Here is a 17,318-nt window from a genome sequence, read left to right as displayed (position 1 = left end):
GTTCCTTCCGTGAGGATCACTCACGAAGGACGGACCCGCCCCGGACCGAAAAGGAATCGCCGCCGGGGCACCGGCCGAGGAAGGCGAGGAGCCGGCCGCCGGGCGGGGTGCCCGGCGGGGCGTCGAGCGGGGCGGCGAAGCGCACTCCGCGGTCGGCGTCCGCGACCACGAGGTGCGCCAGCGGCAGCAGTTCCGCGGCCAGCGCGGACGGGATCGGCCGGGTGCGTCCGCAGGCCCGTGCCACGTCCCAGCCGTGCACCGCGATCTCCAGGGCGCCGACGGCCACCAGCAGCCCCGCGCCGAGCGACCGGTCCCCCACGGCCGGGTCCGGCGGCGGCGCGGACACCGCGGCGCAGACGCCGAGGAGGGCGCCCGCCCGCTCACGGAAGGCGCACACCGGATCGGCGGCGGGGCGGGCCGGACACAGCCCGACCCGCCCGTCCGCGACGCCCTCGTAGAGGGCTTCGACCGAGTCGTCGAGGTGGTGGAGCAGCTCCCCCAGGTCCCAGCCGGCGCACGGGGTCGGCCACCGCAGGTCCGCGCGCGGCACGGCGGCGACACCGACCGCCGCGTAGGCGAGCGAGCGCTCCAGGAGCTCTCCGGGATTCACGGGAGTGTCCCGGGCAGCCCGAAGGCGTCGAACAGTCCCGGGTCCAGGAAGACGGTGAGGCGCGCGAGACCGCCGGCCTCGGCCGTGAGCACCTGCACGGAGTGCGCCCGCAGCGCCCCGTCGGCGCCGCGCTCGTAGGCCGCCACGGCGGGCTGCCCGTTGGCGCGGACGGGCAGCATGCGGATCCATCCCGGCTCGCGCCCGGAGAGCACCCGCACCCGCAGGAACCGCATGACGTCCTTCACGCCGCTGAACCACTCCAGGTGGGGCGGCATCTCCAGCTCGACCCCCTCGCGCAGCAGGCCGAGCAGCGACTCCATGTCGGCGTTCTCGAAGGCCGCCATGTACCGGTCGAGGAGTTCGCGGTCGTCGGCGCCGCCGGGCTCGACCACCAGGTCCTCCTCCGGCGCGACCTCGTCGAGCCGGGCACGCGCGCGCTGGAGGGTGCTCTTGACCGCCGCGGTCGACGTGTCGAGCAGGGCGGCCACCTCGGCGGCCCGCCAGGCCAGCACGTCCCGCAGGATGAGCACCGCCCGCTGCTGCGGAGGCAGGTTCTGCAGCGCGGCCACCAGGGCGAGCCGCAGGGTGCCGCGCGCCGCCACGACCGTCGCCGGGTCGACGAGCCTGTCGGGCAGCGGCTGAAGCCAGGGGATGTCCGTCGCGGGCCCGCGCAGCGGCTCCTCGGGCGCGTCCCCCGGCCCGCCGAGACCGGTGGGCAGGGGACGGCGCCCGCGCCCCTCCAGGGCCGTCAGACACGTGTTGGTGGCGATCCGGTAGAGCCAGGTGCGCAGGGAGGCCCGGCCCTCGTACCCCTCGTAGGACCGCCAGGCCCGCAGATACGTCTCCTGTACGAGGTCCTCGGCGTCGTCGGCCGAGCCGAGCATGCGGTAGCAGTGGGCGATCAGCTCCCGCCGGTAGGGGCCGGTCAGCCGGACGAACTCGTCGTGGTCCGTCGTCGCGGTCATCGCCGCTCCCTTCCTTCGCGCGGGGCGCGCCGGGGCGCACCCGTGGTCCGTTCACCGGTACAGACCGCCGGGGAGGCGAAAACGAATCGGCCGGCCCCGGAGAAGTTCCGGGACCGGCCGTCGCGGGCGCGGGTGATGTCCGCGGGCCGCCGGAGCCGCGGGGCTCCGCGGCCTCAGGGGGCCGGCGGGATCAGAGACCGACCTCGGCCATGAGCATGCCGACCTCGGTGTTCGACAGACGGCGCAGCCAGCCCGACTTCTGGTCGCCCAGGGTGATCGGACCGAAGGCGACGCGCACCAGCTTGTCGACCGGGAAACCGGCCTCGGCGAGCATGCGGCGCACGATGTGCTTGCGGCCCTCGTGCAGGGTCACCTCGACGAGGTAGTTCTTGCCGGTCTGCTCGACGACACGGAAGTGGTCCGCCTTCGCGTACCCGTCCTCGAGCTGGATGCCGTCCTTGAGCCGCTTGCCCAGGTCGCGCGGGATCGGGCCCACGATGTGCGCGAGGTAGACCTTCTTCACGCCGTACTTGGGGTGGGTCAGCCGGTGCGCCAGCTCGCCGTGGTTGGTGAGCAGGATGACACCTTCGGTCTCGGTGTCGAGCCGTCCCACATGGAAGAGCCGCGTCTCGCGGTTCGTCACGTAGTCGCCGAGGCACTGGCGGCCCTCGTTGTCCTCCATCGTGGAGACGACACCGGCGGGCTTGTTCAGCGAGAAGAACTGGTACGACTGCGTCGCGACCGTCAGGCCGTCGACCTTGATCTCGTCCTTCTCCGGGTCGACGCGCAGCCCCTGCTCCAGGACGATCTGGCCGTTGACCTCGACCCTGGCCTGGTCCACCAGCTCCTCGCAGGCACGCCGGGAGCCGTAGCCCGCGCGCGCGAGCACCTTCTGCAGGCGCTCGCCCTCCTCCTCGGCGCCCGGGAAGGTCTTGGGCAGCTTGATGTCGGGCTTGCCCGCGTACCGGTCGCGGTTGCGCTCCTCGGCCCGCGTCTCGTACTCGCGGGAGCGCGAGGGCTCCGTACGTCCGCCGCGCTGCTGGCTCTGCCGGGGGCCGCCCTTGGCGCCACCGCGCGCCGACGCTCCGCGCCCGGACTTGGGGCCGTCCGGCGAGGCGCCGGGGCCTACGTCGTAGCGGCGCTCCTCGGGACGGGGCTTGCTGGGACGCTTCGGCCGGTCGTCACGGCCCGCGCCGGAACCCGCCGCCGAGCTCCTCGGCTGGAAGCCGCCGCCGCCCGTACCGCGCGAGCCGCCGCTTCCGCCGCGCGGGCCGCCCCCGCTTCCGCCGCGCGAGCCACCGCCCCCGCCGGTCCCGCGGGCGCCGCCGCCGCTGCCGCTGCCGCGCGAACCGCCGCTTCCGCCGGTTCCGCGCGGGTTGCCGCGCCCGCTGTTCCTGCCACTGCCGCTGCCACTGCTTCGCATCAAAGTTCCGTCGTCGTCGTGTCGTCTGCGTCTGTGTCCGGTGCGTCCGGATCGAACGACGGGACCCCTTCCAGCGTCTCTGCCTCGATCGCGTCCGCCTCGGGGAGGAAGGGCGCGAGCTCCGGGAGCTCGTCCAGACCGCGCAGGCCCATTCGCTCCAGGAAGTAGTTCGTCGTCGTGTACAGGATCGCACCTGTTTCGGGTTCCGTGCCCGCCTCCTCGACCAGACCGCGCTGGAGGAGGGTCCGCATCACGCCGTCGCAGTTGACTCCGCGGACCGCGGAGACCCGGGACCGGCTGACCGGCTGGCGGTACGCGACGACGGCCAGCGTCTCCAGGGCCGCCTGGGTGAGCCGGGCCTGCTGGCCGTCCAGGACGAAGCGTTCGACGGCGCTCGCGTACGCGGGACGCGAGTAGAAGCGCCAGCCGCCCGCGATCAGCCTGAGCTCGAATCCGCGGCCCTGGACGGTGTACTCGTCGGCCAGCGCGCGCAGCGCGTCCGCGACCTGCCGCCGGGGCCGCTCCAGGATCCTGGCGAGGTGTTCCTCGGTGGCCGGCTCGTCCACGACCATCAGGACGGCCTCCAGGGCTGCCCCGAGATCGAGGTCGGCGACGGTGGGCGGCACCGCGGGGGTGCCGGTGGTCTCCTCGCTCACGCCTTCTCCTTCTTGGTCCCGCGCCCTGCCGCGTCGTCCGCCGTCTCCGCCGGCCGGTCGAACTCGTCGGTCACCCGCGGCCCCTCGTCGCCCTCTCCGCCCTCCCCGCCCGTCCAGCGCACCATGAGGTCCCCGAGGGCCTCCTCCTGGTCGAGGGCGACGGCCTTCTCCCGGTACAGCTCCAGCAGGGCCAGGAAACGGGCGACCACGGTGAGGGTGTCGTCGGTGTCCTCGACGAGCGAGCGGAAGCTGGCCTCGCCGAGTTCCCGGAGCCGCGCCACCACGATCCCGGCCTGTTCCTGCACGCTGACGAGCGGCGCGTGGATGTGGTCGACGTAGACCTGCGGCTTGGGCTTGGGCTGCATCGCCTTCACGGCGAGCCGCGCGAAGCCCTCGGGGCCGATGCTGATGACGACCTCGGGCAGCAGCTCGGCGTACTGCGCCTCCAGGCCGACGGTGCGGGGGTAGCGGCGGGCCTCCTCCTCCAGGCGCGTGTTGAAGATGTCCGCGATCCGTTTGTAGGCGCGGTACTGGAGCAGCCGCGCGAACAGCAGGTCGCGGGCCTCCAGCAGGGCCAGGTCGGCCTCGTCCTCGACCTCGGCGGCCGGGAGCAGCCTGGCCGCCTTCAGGTCGAGCAGGGTCGCGGCGACGACCAGGAACTCGGTCGTCTGGTCGAGGTCCCAGTCCGGGCCCATCGCGCGGATGTGCGCCATGAACTCGTCGGTGACCTTGGACAGCGCCACTTCGGTGACGTCGAGCTTGTGCTTGGAGATGAGCTGGAGCAGGAGGTCGAAGGGCCCCTCGAAGTTCGAGAGCCGCACCTTGAAGACCCCGTCCCGGGAGTCACCGGATTCGCCGGAAGCGCCACCGGATCCCTCATCGGCCGTCCCGGACGGCTCGGCCGTCCCGGACGGCTCAGGCGTCGCGGAGGGGCCGGACGGCTCGGAGGGGCCGGACGGCTCGGAGGGCTCGAACGGCTCGTCTCGTGGCTCGGGATGCCGCACGGGTGCCGGGGGCGCCTCGGTCGTCGCCGTGGTCGCCACCGGCCGCTTGACCGGCTCCGGGGGCGCCACGGGCGGCCCGGAGGGCTCGTCTCCCGGCTCGGGGGGTGCCGGGGGTGCCTCGGTCGCCCAGGCCGTCGCCCCGGTCGTCTCCGCGGGCGCCGCGGAGGGCTCGGTGGGGCCTTCAGGCGGCGCGGAGGGCTCGGCCGGTGCCCCTGGCCCGCCCGGCCCCCCGGCGCCCTCACGGGGCGCCTGGGAGGGCTCACGGGGGGTCTTCGGGGGTTCGGCGGCCGGGGCGGACGGCGGTTCGGCCGACGGGGCGACGGTGGGCCCGGCCGGCGGGGCGGGCGTGGGCTCGGCCGGCGGGGCGGCGGAGGGTCCCTCGGACGGGCCGGACGGCTCGGGCGGTGCCTCGACCGGTCCCGGCGCGGTGCCGGGACCGCGTCCCAGTGCACGCCGACGGCCGCCGGGGGCGGCTGACGGAGGCGGGACGTTCGAGGTCATAGCCGTCGAAGGCTACCTCTACCGCCCGCGCAGTCGCCGTACGAGAATGCTCGCGTCCCCGCGGGACTCCAGGTCCGCCAGGACCACGGCGACCGCCTCACGGACGATCCGTCCGCGGTCGACGGCGAGACCGTGTTCACCGCGGAGCACCAGACGCGCGTGTTCGAGGTCCATCAGCTCCTCCGCGGACACGTACACGGTGATCTTCTCGTCGTGCCGTTCCCGCCCGCTGGGCCGGCGGTTCGCGGCGCGCCCCCGCTTGCGGGACGACTGCACGGACGTGGAGGAGGCGCCAGAACCTTCCTGCGCCGGCCGGCCACGTCCCGAACGGTCCGGCGCGCCGCCCCGGCTGCGCGACTCCGCGTCGGACGGCTCGGCGTCGGCGGCGACATGTTCGTCGCCCTCACCGTCACCGCCCTGGACGGGCACCGACTGGGGCGCGTCCTCCCCGGCCGACGCATCGCTCTCGCCGGCCGGAGCGGGCACCCGGGCCTCGCCGTTGGTCCGGCGGTTGGGGGTGGACGACTGCAGTGCCATGCCCCCGGTGGTACGGAACAGTTCGTCGGCCCCCGGCAGACTCACTCGGCGTGACACCGGGCGAGCACCTCCCTGGCGAGCTGGCGATAGGCGGCGGCACCGACGGAGTTGGAGGCGTACGTGGTGATCGGCTCACCGGCGACCGTGGTCTCCGGGAAGCGGACGGTCCGGCCGATCACGGTGTGGTAGACGTGATCGTCGAAGGCCTCGACGACGCGCGCGAGCACCTCACGGCTGTGCACCGTGCGGGAGTCGTACATCGTGGCGAGGATGCCGTCGAGCTCCAGCTCCGGGTTGAGCCGTTCCTGGACCTTCTCGATCGTCTCGGTGAGCAGCGCGACACCGCGCAGCGCGAAGAACTCGCACTCCAGCGGCACGATCACCTTGTGGGCCGCCGTCAGGGCGTTCACGGTGAGCAGGCCGAGCGAGGGCTGGCAGTCGATCACGATGTAGTCGTAGTCGGCCATCAGCGGCTTCAGGGCGCGCTGCAGCGTGGACTCGCGCGCGACCTCGCTGACGAGCTGCACCTCGGCGGCGGACAGGTCGATGTTGCTGGGCAGCAGGTCCATGTTCGGGACCGCCGTCTTCAGGAGCACCTCGTCGGCCGCCATGCCCCGCTCCATGAGCAGGTTGTAGACGGTGAGGTCGAGCTCCATCGGGTTGACGCCGAGTCCCACGGACAGCGCGCCCTGCGGGTCGAAGTCGACGAGCAGCACCCGGCGTCCGTACTCCGCGAGGGCGGCACCCAGGTTGATGGTCGACGTGGTCTTGCCCACGCCGCCCTTCTGGTTGCACATCGCGATGATCGTCGCGGGGCCGTGACTGGTCAGCGGACCCGGGATCGGGAAGTAGGGCAGCGGGCGCCCTGTCGGGCCGATGCGCTCGCGGCGCTGACGGGCCGCGTCGGGCGCGAGCGTGGCCGCGTACTCCGGATCGGGCTCGTACTCGGCGTCGGGGTCGTAGAAGTGCCCCTCGGGCAGTTCGTCGTAGTCGGCGAAGTGGGTGTGGTTCTCGCCACTTCCGTTGCCGGCCATGGCGTTCACGTGATGGCCATCCATGCTCGGGTGTGCTGTCTGAGTCGTCCGGGGACTCTGGTGGGCTGCGAAGGTGCGGACAGCGACGGAGCCGACAGCCTCGAGCCCCGTGGGGCTCTGGCCCCGCGCCGGCATTCCTGGTTGACCACCCCCGGGAGTAAATGTCGACTCATTCACAAGTCGTCTTACCTCCTTGGTGACCAGGGAACTTCTCGATAGGTCAGCGTGGCACCATGCCGACGGTTGGCGACTCTATGGCGTGTCACCGCTCCGCAGCAACACAATCCGCCGGACCCGACCCGATGTGTCGGCAACCGAACACCCCTCTGTCAAGGGCGTAAGGCCGTCGCACGGCAGGTTTCACCGGTGTGCGAATCGGTTGAAGAGTTATGTTCGCGGCAAGTTGAACGAGTGTCGCAAAGTGAGCCGACACACACGCGGCCGGACCTTGTCGGGCAAGGTCCGGCCGGGTGAGCGGTGTTGACGACCGTGTTGACGTATCGCCTTTTGTCAGCGCCGAGTCGGCCGAGAATGTCGACTTGCGGAGCTGTCGGGAGACTCAGCCGAGCAGGCTCTCCAGGGCGACGTGCTCCAGGCCGTGGGCCTCGGCGACCTCGCGGTAAACAACCTTGCCGTCATGGGTGTTGAGACCCTTGGCCAGCGCGTTGTCACGGCGCAGCGCCTCGGTCCAGCCGCGGTTGGCCAGCTCGACGATGTACGGCAGCGTGGCGTTGGTGAGCGCGTACGTCGAGGTGTTGGGAACCGCGCCGGGCATGTTGGCGACGCAGTAGAAGACCGAGTTGTGGACCGGGAAGGTCGGCTCGGCGTGCGTGGTGGGACGCGAGTCCTCGAAGCAGCCGCCCTGGTCGATCGCGATGTCGACAAGGACACTCCCCGGCTTCATCCGGGAGACGAGCTCGTTGGTGACCAGCTTCGGCGCCTTGGCGCCGGGGATCAGCACGGCACCGATCACGAGGTCGGCCTCGAGGCAGGCCTTCTCCAGCTCGAAGGAGTTGGACATGACGGCCTTGACCTTCGTGCCGAAGATCTTGTCGGCCTCGCGCAGCTTGTTGATGTCGCGGTCGAGCAGCGTCACCTCGAAGCCCATGCCGATGGCGATCTGCGCGGCGTTCCAGCCGGAGACACCGCCGCCGATGACGACGGCCTTGGCCGGCAGCACGCCCGGGACACCGCCGGGCAGGACACCGCGGCCGCCGTTGGCGCGCATCAGGTGGTAGGCGCCGACCTGCGGGGCGAGGCGGCCCGCGACCTCGGACATCGGGGCGAGCAGCGGCAGGGCGCGGCTCGGCAGCTCGACGGTCTCGTAGGCGATCGCCGTGGTGCCGGACTCCAGGAGGGCGTCCGTGCACTCCTTGGAAGCGGCCAGGTGCAGGTAGGTGAAGAGCGTCTGGTCCTTGCGGAGGCGGTGGTACTCCTCGGCGATGGGCTCCTTGACCTTCAGCAGCAGGTCGGCGGTGGCCCAGACCTCGTCGGCGGTGGGCAGGATCTGCGCACCGGCGGAGACGTACTCCTCGTCCGTGATCGAGGAGCCGACGCCGGCGTTCTGCTCGACGAAGACCTGGTGGCCGTGGCGCACGAGCTCGTGCACACCGGCGGGGGTGATGGCCACCCGGAACTCGTTGTTCTTGACCTCGCGGGGGATGCCGACCTTCACGTCGATCACGGTCCTTGACTCAGAGGGCTCTGGGGGATGCATGCCGAGGCGATGCGAGCCAGGCAATGCATGTCATACCCGACGTACGGGAGCACACCGGGAGACACCACGGAAGAACGCGGCGGAGCCAGTCTAATGAAGGGATTCTCTCTGTCTAGCCTTTCAATGCATCAATCTTCTGCGGATGCACTACGGATTTCGTAGGCGTTACCGTCGCGTTCCGGGCTGGATGTGCTCTCCGGGAGCTCATCTCCCAGCATGCGCTCGGCGGCCGCCCGGTGCAGCCGGGCGGCCGCCGGGTCGCCGAGCCGGTCCAGGGTGTCGGCCAGCCTGACCTGGAGCGCGGCCTGCAGGCGCACGTCGTCCGCGCGGCGCGCCCACTCCACGGCCTCCTGGCACGTGCGCAGCGACTCCTCGGGCCGTCCGGCGTACTCCTGGACCCGGGCCATCTCGCTCAACGCCCTTGCCTGGGAGGCGACATCGCCGTTCTTGCGGTGCCAGGCGACCGCGGCGCGCCAGTTGACCTGGGCCTCGCCGTACCGGCCCGCGTAGGTGTGGACGGTGGCGATGCGCCCGTACAGCCGGGCGGCGTCCGCGCGCTCGTCGCGCGCGAGCCGCTGGGCGAGGGCCCTGCCGTACCAGTCGGCGGCCCGGTCGTGGTCCCCGAGTTCCTGGTGGGCGCCGCCTACGGATTCCATCGCGCGGCCGGTCGCGTACGGGTCGTTCGCCTCGCGTCCGGCGTCGAGCGCGGCCCGGTAGCGGGCGAGGGCGTCGGTCCTGCGGCCGGTCTGCGCGTCCAGGTCGGCGAGGTTGAGCAGGGCCGCCGCCTTCTCGCGGGGCAGGTTCCGGCGTTCGGCGACGTCCAGGACGAGCCGGTGGATGACGTACAGGTCGGGTGCCGCGGCCCGGGTGCCGAAATGGGCCGCCATCGCCCGCACCAGGGCGGCCATCAGCCGCCGGGCGAGGGTGTCCAGCTCTCCGTCGGCGACCGCGAGCCGGGCCGAGGCGAGCAGCGCGGGCCGGCGCACGCGCAGCCAGTCCTCGGCCGCCCTGGGGCCGGCGAAGCGCAGGGCGCGCGGCATCCCGGCCAGCTTCTCCCGGGCGGGCGAGCTGTCGGTCTCGGTGATGGCGCGGCAGGACACCAGGAGCCGTACGGTCCGCTCCAGCATCCGGGCGCGGGCCAGCTGCACCTCGGCGGGCCGGTCGTGGGTGTCGACCAGCGCGCGGAGCAGGGGGTGGAGGCAGCCGGGGACCTCGTACTGCGGCAGCGGCGAGGGGGTCGCCCGCATCAGGCCGAGTCCGGTGAACTCCTCCAGCGCGGTGTGCGCCGCCTGGACCGAGCAGCCCGCCAGCGCGGAGGCGGTGTGCGGGTCGACGAGTCCCGCGGGGGCCAGCGAGAGCAGGCGCAGTGTCCGGGCGGCGGCGCTCGGCAGGGAGGCGTACGCGAGCCGGAAGACGCGTTCCAGCGGTGTGCCGTCCTCGCCCTCGGTGCGCAGGTGCTTGGCCAGGTCGGCGACGGCGGAGGCGGGACGCGCGGTCAGCCAGCCGCCGGCCAGGACCAGGGCGGTGGGCTGGCCCGCGCACAGTTCGACCAGACCCTCGGCGGCGAGCGGGTCGACGGTGATGCGCACCGAGCCGGTGAAGTGGCCGAGGAGTTCGAGGGCGGACTTGGTGTCGAGGCCGCCGAGCGTGCAGGGACGGACGTCCGCGATGCCGGTCAGCGGTCCGTCGGAGACGGCGACGACCAGGCAGTCCGGGGAGTCAGGCAGCAGCGCGTCGACCTGCTCGGCGTCGGCCGCGTCGTCGAGCAGGAGCACCGCCCGGCGGACCGCGAGGGCCTCGCGCAGCCGCTCGCCGAGGTCGTCGGCGCCGGCTCCGGGGGGTGCGGTCAGTCCGAGGGCGGTGAGCAGTTCCCGCGCGGTGGCCTCGGTGGGCACGGGTGTGCCGTCGGGTTCGGTGAGCCGGGCGCGCAGGATGCCGTCGGGGTAACTCTCGGCGACCTGTGCGGCAAGAGTGGCGGCGAGCGCGGTACGGCCGGAGCCGGGCCTTCCGGCGATGAGCAGCACCCGTGCCCGCGGGGCCTTGCGGCCGGCGATCGTGTCGAGGCCGGCGCGCTCGATGTCCGCCCGGAGTTCCTTCAACTCTCTTGTGCGGCCCAGGAACTGACTCTCCGTAGGAGGGGACCCGGCAGCCAGGGGCTGCCCCTGGGACGACACTTCGGTGCCGCCGTCGTCCACCACCTGATCCGCCACGGGCCACGCTCCCGTTCCACTGCACGCGCAAGCCCGCCGGGACTCCGGTACGGGCGTTTTCCAGAGCCTAGTTCACGCTCTGCGACGATCCGTGCGGAGCGCGGCGGCGGCGTCCCCCGATCGGATCAGGCGATCGTAGGACCGGTATCCCCGGACGGGCGTACCGGGCGTCCCCGGACGGGCGTACCCGGCTCCCCGGTCGGGCGTGGCCACCGTCCTCGGCCGGGCGTACCCGGCCCGTCCAGGACTGCGTCCGGGGCGGCCCGGCCGCCCCGGAAGGGGGACGTCAGGCCTCGAAGGGGCGGGCGGGCCAGGGCGCCCCGGCCGGGCGCAGGGCGTCGAGACCGGCTCCCTGGCGGGCGGCCAGGAGCGAGAGGACGCCCACGACCAGGCAGTTGTTGTGCAGGTCGCCGGCGAGCACACCGCCGACGAGGTCGTCGAGGGGGACGCGGGCCAGTTCCATGTCCGCCTCCTCGTCCTCGACCTCGAACCGCTCGCCCTGCGCCTGGGAGAGGTCGCGGGCCAGGAAGATGCGGATGGCCTCGTCGCAGCCGCCGGGGGTGGTGTACACGTCGGTCAGCACCCGCCAGGTCTCCGCCTTGACGTGCGCCTCCTCGTAGAGCTCGCGCTGGGCGGCGTGCAGCGGGTTCTCGCCGGGGATGTCGAGCAGGCCCGCCGGGATCTCCCACAGCTTGTGGCGCACGGGGTGGCGGTACTGGCGCAGGACCAGGACACGGTCCTGCTCGTCCAGGGCGAGCACGGCCACGGAGCCCGGGTGGACCTGGTAGTCACGGCGGACGACGGATCCGTCGGGCATGACCACGTCGTCGGTGCGCACCGAGGTCTTGTTGCCCTTGAAGGGAGTCTCGGTCGCCCGGACCTCCCACTCCTCGGGGGTGTCCTTGATCGTCATGGCCTGTCCTCCCACACGCGCAAACAGAAGCCGGTCCGGTGACGGAACCGGGGCGCGCGCCCGGCGGGAACACCCGCGGACCCGCACCCCGGCCACCGTACAACCCTGCTGCTACTTGCCCGTCTTGCGCTCCACCGCGGCCTTGACCAGGCCCGCGAAGAGCGGGTGCGGCCGGGTCGGGCGGGAGCGCAGCTCGGGGTGCGCCTGGGTCGCGACCAGGTACGGGTGGACGTCGCGCGGGTACTCGACGTACTCGACGAGCTTGCCGTCCGGGGAGGTGCCGGAGAACTGCAGACCGGCCTTCTTCTCCAGCTCGGCGCGGTAGGCGTTGTTCACCTCGTAGCGGTGACGGTGGCGCTCCTCGATGTACTCCTTGCCGTCGTACACCTCGCGCACGATCGAGCCCTCGGCGAGCTTGGCCGGATACATGCCCAGGCGCATGGTGCCGCCCATGTCGCCCTCGCCCGCCACGATGTCCAGCTGCTCGGCCATCGTGGAGATGACCGGGTGACCGGTGCCCGAGTCGAACTCGGTGGAGTTGGCGTCGGGGATGTCGGCGAGGTTGCGCGCGGCCTCGATCACGATGCACTGCAGGCCGAGGCAGAGGCCCAGCAGCGGGATGCGGTTCTCACGGGCGTACTGGATCGCGCCGACCTTGCCGGACACACCGCGGTCGCCGAAGCCGCCGGGGATGCAGATCGCGTCGACGTCGCCGAGCTGCTTGGCCGCGCCCGCCGGGGTCTTGCAGTCGTCCGACGTGACCCACTTGATCTTGACGCGGGCCTTGTTGGCGAAGCCGCCGGCACGCAGCGCCTCGGTGACCGAGAGGTAGGCGTCGGGCAGGTCGATGTACTTGCCGACGAGCGCCATGGTGATCTCGTGCACCGGGTTGTGGACACGGTCGAGCAGGTCGTCCCAGGTCGCCCAGTCCACGTCACGGAACGGCAGGTCCAGCTTGCGGACGACGTAGGCGTCCAGGCCCTCGGTGTGCAGGACCTTCGGGATGTCGTAGATCGACTTGGCGTCGATCGCGGCGACCACGGCGGCCTCGTCGACGTCGCACATCAGCGAGATCTTGCGCTTGATGGCGGTGGGGACCTCGCGGTCGGCCCGCAGCACGATCGCGTCCGGCTGGATACCGATGTTGCGCAGCGCGGCGACGGAGTGCTGCGTCGGCTTGGTCTTCAGCTCGCCGGACGGGCCGATGTAGGGCAGCAGCGAGATGTGCACGACGAACACGTTGTCGCGGCCGACCTCGTGACGGACCTGGCGGACCGTCTCCAGGAAGGGCAGCGACTCGATGTCGCCGACCGTGCCGCCGACCTCGGTGATGACGACGTCGACGTCGTCGGTCGCCATGCGGCGGATGCGGTGCTTGATCTCGTTGGTGATGTGCGGGATGACCTGCACGGTGTCACCCAGGTACTCGCCGCGCCGCTCCTTGGCGATGACGGTGGAGTACACCTGACCGGTGGTCACGTTGGCCGAGCCGTCCAGGTCCACGTCGAGGAAGCGCTCGTAGTGCCCGATGTCCAGGTCCGTCTCGGCGCCGTCGTTGGTGACGAACACCTCGCCGTGCTGGAACGGGTTCATGGTGCCCGGGTCGACGTTCAGGTACGGGTCGAGCTTCTGCATGGTGACGCGCAGACCCCGCGCCTTGAGCAGCGCGCCCAGGCTGGAGGCGGTCAGTCCCTTGCCGAGGGACGAAGCGACACCCCCGGTGACGAAGATGTGCTTGGTCGTCGTGGCTGTGCTGTTTCGAAAAGCACTGGGCGGCATGGCCAAGAGGGGGCTCCCGTGGTCGGTCTGGGGTGCGTGCCGGCGTGGGGCCCGGAGATTTCCGGGGGTTGCCGTCGCTGCGGTTCGGGGGTTTCTTGCCCACCGGTCCACGGGCTACCAGGGTATCAGCGACCGGAGGAGGCCGCTTCCGGCCACGCTCCGCGCACGCCCGGCCACCCGCTCGGCACACCCGGACACCCTGCCGGCCACACACCTCACACACCGCTCACTCGATCGGCGCAGCCGGGTTGTCCGGAGCGGCACGCGGATCATCCACGTGCGTCGTATCCTGCTCGGACACTCGCTGCCGAGCCCCTCCGGCACACGGCACCATCCCGCACGTAACCGGAACAAAGAGGGCCTGTCAGTTCGTTTCGAAACGACAATCGCATCGCCCATCGCACCGACAACCGGCGTTTCGCAGCGACGCACGGCGGACGTCCCCCATCATCGACGTTTCGCAGTTACCTACTTCCATTGCCTACTGTTTTGCAGTACCTACGTTCCCTTTGACCGACAAGAGCGACCGCCCCGCGCAGGGGCGCCGTGGCCGTTCGACTGGAGATGCACGTGGCCGGGCGCATCGAGGACTACGCACTCATCGGAGACATGCAGACAGCCGCGCTGGTCTGCCGGGACGGCACAGTCGACTGGCTGTGCCTGCCCCGCTTCGACTCCCATGCCATCTTCGCGGGGCTGCTGGGCACGGAGGATCACGGCTTCTGGCGGCTCGGTCCCGCGCACGCGGCCGACGCGCAGCCGCCGGCGGCCTCGCGCCGCCGGTACCGCGGCGACTCGCTGATCCTCGAGTCCGAGTGGGACACACCGCGGGGCACGGTCCGGGTGACCGATTTCATGCCGCCGCGTGACGGCGCGCCCCAGCTCATCCGGATCGTCGAGGGCGTCTCCGGCCGGGTTCCGATGCGCTCCACGCTGCGCATGCGCTTCTCCTACGGCCGCGTCGTGCCCTGGGTGCGCCGGCACGAGGGCCGCACGGTCGCCGTCGCCGGACCGGACTCGGTCTGGTTCGACACGGACTGTCAGACGTACGGCAAGGACCTGACCACCTACGCCGACTTCACCGTGGCGCCGGGCGAGCGGATCGCCTTCACCGTGTCGTGGGAGCCCTCGCACAAGCAGCCCCCGCCGCTGCCCGAGCCGGAGCAGTCGCTGGAGGCGACCGAGGAGTTCTGGCGCGACTGGGTCGACCAGTGCACGTACCACGGCCCCTACCGCGAGGCCGTCGTCCGCTCCCTGATCACGCTGAAGGCCCTGACGTACGCGCCCACGGGCGGCATCGTCGCCGCGCCCACCACCTCCCTCCCGGAGGAGATCGGCGGCGTACGCAACTGGGACTACCGCTACACCTGGCTGCGTGACGCGGCCATCACCCTCTCCTCGCTGCTGCGCACCGGCTATCGCGAGGAGGCCCGCGCCTGGCGCGAGTGGCTGCTGCGCGCGGTCGCCGGCGACCCGGAGAACCTGCAGATCATGTACGGCATCGCGGGAGAACGGGAGTTGGGCGAGGCCGAGCTCGACTGGCTTCCCGGGTACGAGAATTCGGCACCGGTCCGGGTCGGCAACGGCGCCGCGCATCAGCTCCAGCTCGACGTCTACGGCGAGGTCACCGAGGCCCTGCACCTGGCCCACATGACGGGCCTGTCCCGCAACGACTACGCCTCGCTCCTCCAGTTGAAGCTGATCCGCTACCTGGAGACCCACTGGGACCAGCCGGACGAGGGCATCTGGGAAGTCCGGGGCCCGCGGCGGCACTTCGTGCACTCCAAGGTGATGGCCTGGGTCGCCGTCGACCGCACCATCAAGCTCATCGAGTCCGGGGACGCGCACGGCCCGCTGGAGAGGTGGCGCGAACTGCGCGACGACATCCACCGGGACGTGTGCGAGAAGGGCTACGACCAGGAGCGGAACACCTTCACGCAGTCCTACGGCTCCAAGGAGCTCGACGCCTCGCTGCTGCTCATCCCGCAGATGGGCTTCCTGCCGCCGGACGACAAGCGGGTGATCGGCACCATCGAGGCGATCCAGCGCGAGCTGTCCACCTCCGACGGCTTCATCCTGCGCTACCCGACCTCCGGCGAACACGCGGGCGTGGACGGCCTGGAGGGCGACGAGGGCGCCTTCCTCGCCTGCTCGTTCTGGATGGCCGACGACCTCGCGATGATCGGCCGGGTCGACGAGGCCCGCAAGCTCTTCGAGCGCCTGCTGGCCCTGCGCAACGACCTCGGTCTGCTGGCCGAGGAGTGGGACCCGCGTCTCCAGCGCCAGGTCGGCAACTTCCCGCAGGCCTTCAGCCACGTTCCCCTCATCGACACGGCCCTGCGCCTGACGGCGAGCGGGGCGTACGGCGGCTGAACCGCACCGCGCCGGGCGCGTGGGGGTCCCTCCCCGACGCGCCCGATGCGCCGTGCCCGCCTAGCCTGGAAGGAGTCCTGTCCCCTCATGGAAGGGGGCGGCTTCCATGGCTCCCCTTTCGAAGGCCGGCGCGGCACTGACCGCACTGCGCGCGGGTCTCTCCGGCGATGTGGTCACCCCCGACGATCCCGGGTACGACGAGGCCCGGACGATCTTCAACGCGATGATCGACCGGCGGCCCGCCGTGATCGTGCGCTGCGAGGGCGAGGCCGACGTGACGCGCGCCGTGCGCTTCGCGCGTGAGCTGGATCTGCCGATCGCCGTACGCGGAGGCGGTCACAGCGTCTCCGGCATGTCGCTCAACGACGGCGGTCTCGTCATCGATCTCAGCCGTATGCACGCGGTCACCGTCCACCCCGGATCCGAGACGGTCCGGGTCGAGGGCGGAGCCCTGATGAGCCATCTCGACCGGGCGACCCAGCCCTACGGCCTCGCCACCACCGGCGGCCGTGTCTCGACGACCGGCGTCGGCGGCTTCGTCCTCGGCGGCGGCAGCGGCTGGCTGGACCGCTCCTTCGGCCTCGCCGTCGACAACCTCCTCGGGGTCGAGCTGGTGACCGCCGACGGCTCGCCGGTGCGCGCCACCGACCAGGAGAACCCCGAGCTGTTCTGGGCCCTGCACGGCGGCGGCGGGAACTTCGGCGTCGCCACCGCGCTGACCCTCAAGCTGCACCCGCTGCCCGAGTTCTCGATCGCCCTGCTGATGTACCGGCCGGAGAACGGCCCCGACGTGGTCCGCGTCTACCGCGAGATCATCGCGAACGGGCCGCCGGAGGCGAGCGGCGGCGTCATCTACCTGACCGGCCCGCCCGAGGAGTTCGTGCCCGAGGAACTGGTCGGCACCCTGCTGTGCGGCGCCCTCGTGGCGTACGCGGGCGGCGAGGAGGACATGCGCAAGGTCGCCCAGCCGCTGCTCGCCATGCCGCACGAGGTCGAGATCGTCACCGCGCTGCCCTACCCCGACTTCAACTCCATGCTCGACGATCCGCCCGGACTGCGGAACTACTGGTCGGCGGAATACCTCACCGGCGCGCCCGACGACTTCGTGGACGTCTTCTGCGCCCTCGGCAACGCCATGCCCGTCCCCACCGGCACCCAGCACGTGCTGTTCCCGCAGGGCGGCGCCATCGCCGCCGGACCGTCCCGGTTCCCGGTCCCCTACCGCGACGCGCCGTGGGCCGTGCACCCCTTCGGGATCTGGGAGGACCCGGCCGACGACGAGCGCTGCGTCGCATGGGTCAGGAAGGTCCGCGAGGACGTCCGGCCGTGGAGCACCGGCGCGGTCTACCTGAACTTCATCGGGGACGAGGGCACGGACCGTGTCACGGCCGGCCTCGGCGAGGACAACCTCAGGCGGCTGGCCGCGGTGAAGGCCGAGTACGACCCGGACAACGTGTTCCGCTTCAACCACAACATCACCCCGGTACCGGCCGCGGTCTGACCTCGGTGCCCGCCCGGACGCCGCCCGCGGCCGCTCCGGCCGGCTCCCCTCACTGCCCGGAGATGCCTCCGGAAGCCGTCCGCGGGTAGCGTCCG

The 17,318-nt window shown here is 72.0% G+C and carries 13 protein-coding genes; 2 read left to right on the top strand and 11 right to left on the bottom strand.

Annotated elements, in window-relative coordinates:
- Nucleotides 1-16: 16 nt before the first annotated feature.
- From ACFYYF_RS20590 to ACFYYF_RS20540, 11 genes are all read right to left on the bottom strand, one after another.
- Nucleotides 17-610 (bottom strand): TIGR03086 family metal-binding protein, encoded by a 594-nt coding sequence (locus ACFYYF_RS20590; RefSeq protein ID WP_388777649.1) that lies wholly within the window; start codon nucleotides 608-610, stop codon nucleotides 17-19.
- Complete coding sequence (locus tag ACFYYF_RS20585; protein ID WP_388777647.1) at nucleotides 607-1,575, bottom strand: sigma-70 family RNA polymerase sigma factor; 969 nt, start codon at nucleotides 1,573-1,575, stop codon at nucleotides 607-609. Before ACFYYF_RS20585 ends, ACFYYF_RS20590 begins: the two co-directional genes overlap by 4 nt.
- Before the next feature lie 190 nt (nucleotides 1,576-1,765).
- Nucleotides 1,766-2,998 (bottom strand): pseudouridine synthase, encoded by a 1,233-nt coding sequence (locus tag ACFYYF_RS20580; protein ID WP_361690800.1) that lies wholly within the window; start codon nucleotides 2,996-2,998, stop codon nucleotides 1,766-1,768.
- The gene (gene scpB / locus ACFYYF_RS20575; RefSeq protein WP_361690797.1) at nucleotides 2,998-3,654 is read right to left on the bottom strand and encodes an SMC-Scp complex subunit ScpB; all 657 of its coding nucleotides are present in this window, start codon (nucleotides 3,652-3,654) and stop codon (nucleotides 2,998-3,000) included. The genes ACFYYF_RS20580 and scpB overlap by 1 nt, the downstream gene beginning before the upstream one ends.
- Nucleotides 3,651-5,159: a segregation/condensation protein A gene (locus tag ACFYYF_RS20570; RefSeq protein ID WP_388777642.1), complete on the bottom strand. Its 1,509-nt coding sequence runs from the start codon at nucleotides 5,157-5,159 to the stop codon at nucleotides 3,651-3,653. The genes scpB and ACFYYF_RS20570 overlap by 4 nt, the downstream gene beginning before the upstream one ends.
- An 18-nt stretch (nucleotides 5,160-5,177) precedes the next feature.
- Nucleotides 5,178-5,753: a hypothetical protein gene (locus tag ACFYYF_RS20565; protein ID WP_361690791.1), complete on the bottom strand. Its 576-nt coding sequence runs from the start codon at nucleotides 5,751-5,753 to the stop codon at nucleotides 5,178-5,180.
- Nucleotides 5,738-6,865 carry a ParA family protein gene (locus ACFYYF_RS20560; protein ID WP_326788637.1) on the bottom strand — a complete coding sequence of 376 codons (1,128 nt, stop codon included), beginning with the start codon at nucleotides 6,863-6,865 and terminating at the stop codon, nucleotides 5,738-5,740. The genes ACFYYF_RS20565 and ACFYYF_RS20560 overlap by 16 nt, the downstream gene beginning before the upstream one ends.
- Nucleotides 6,866-7,289: 424 nt before the next feature.
- Entirely contained in the window at nucleotides 7,290-8,414 is a 1,125-nt protein-coding gene (gene ald / locus ACFYYF_RS20555; protein WP_361690788.1) for an alanine dehydrogenase, read from the bottom strand.
- A gap of 161 nt (nucleotides 8,415-8,575) precedes the next feature.
- The gene (locus ACFYYF_RS20550) at nucleotides 8,576-10,657 is read right to left on the bottom strand and encodes a tetratricopeptide repeat protein (RefSeq protein ID WP_388777639.1); all 2,082 of its coding nucleotides are present in this window, start codon (nucleotides 10,655-10,657) and stop codon (nucleotides 8,576-8,578) included.
- Between the two features lie 286 nt (nucleotides 10,658-10,943).
- Nucleotides 10,944-11,570, bottom strand: coding sequence for an NUDIX domain-containing protein (locus ACFYYF_RS20545; RefSeq protein ID WP_388777636.1), 627 nt, complete (start codon nucleotides 11,568-11,570; stop codon nucleotides 10,944-10,946).
- Nucleotides 11,571-11,681: 111 nt separating this feature from the next.
- Nucleotides 11,682-13,349: a CTP synthase gene (locus ACFYYF_RS20540; RefSeq protein WP_361690911.1), complete on the bottom strand. Its 1,668-nt coding sequence runs from the start codon at nucleotides 13,347-13,349 to the stop codon at nucleotides 11,682-11,684.
- A 570-nt stretch (nucleotides 13,350-13,919) separates the two neighbouring features.
- On the opposite strand from ACFYYF_RS20540, the gene ACFYYF_RS20535 reads away from it, so the two are divergent.
- Together ACFYYF_RS20535 and ACFYYF_RS20530 are read left to right on the top strand one after the other, a co-directional pair.
- Nucleotides 13,920-15,722, top strand: a complete 1,803-nt coding sequence (locus tag ACFYYF_RS20535; RefSeq protein ID WP_361690908.1) for a glycoside hydrolase family 15 protein — start codon at nucleotides 13,920-13,922, stop codon at nucleotides 15,720-15,722.
- A gap of 106 nt (nucleotides 15,723-15,828) precedes the next feature.
- Entirely contained in the window at nucleotides 15,829-17,223 is a 1,395-nt protein-coding gene (locus ACFYYF_RS20530; protein ID WP_361690779.1) for an FAD-binding oxidoreductase, read from the top strand.
- Nucleotides 17,224-17,318 lie beyond the last annotated feature (95 nt).

It is taken from the genome of Streptomyces sp. NPDC001914, from assembly GCF_042891215.1.
Taxonomy (GTDB): Bacteria; Actinomycetota; Actinomycetes; order Streptomycetales; family Streptomycetaceae; genus Streptomyces.
Note: the sequence above shows the minus strand (reverse complement) of the source record. Positions and strands in the feature narration are given on the sequence as shown.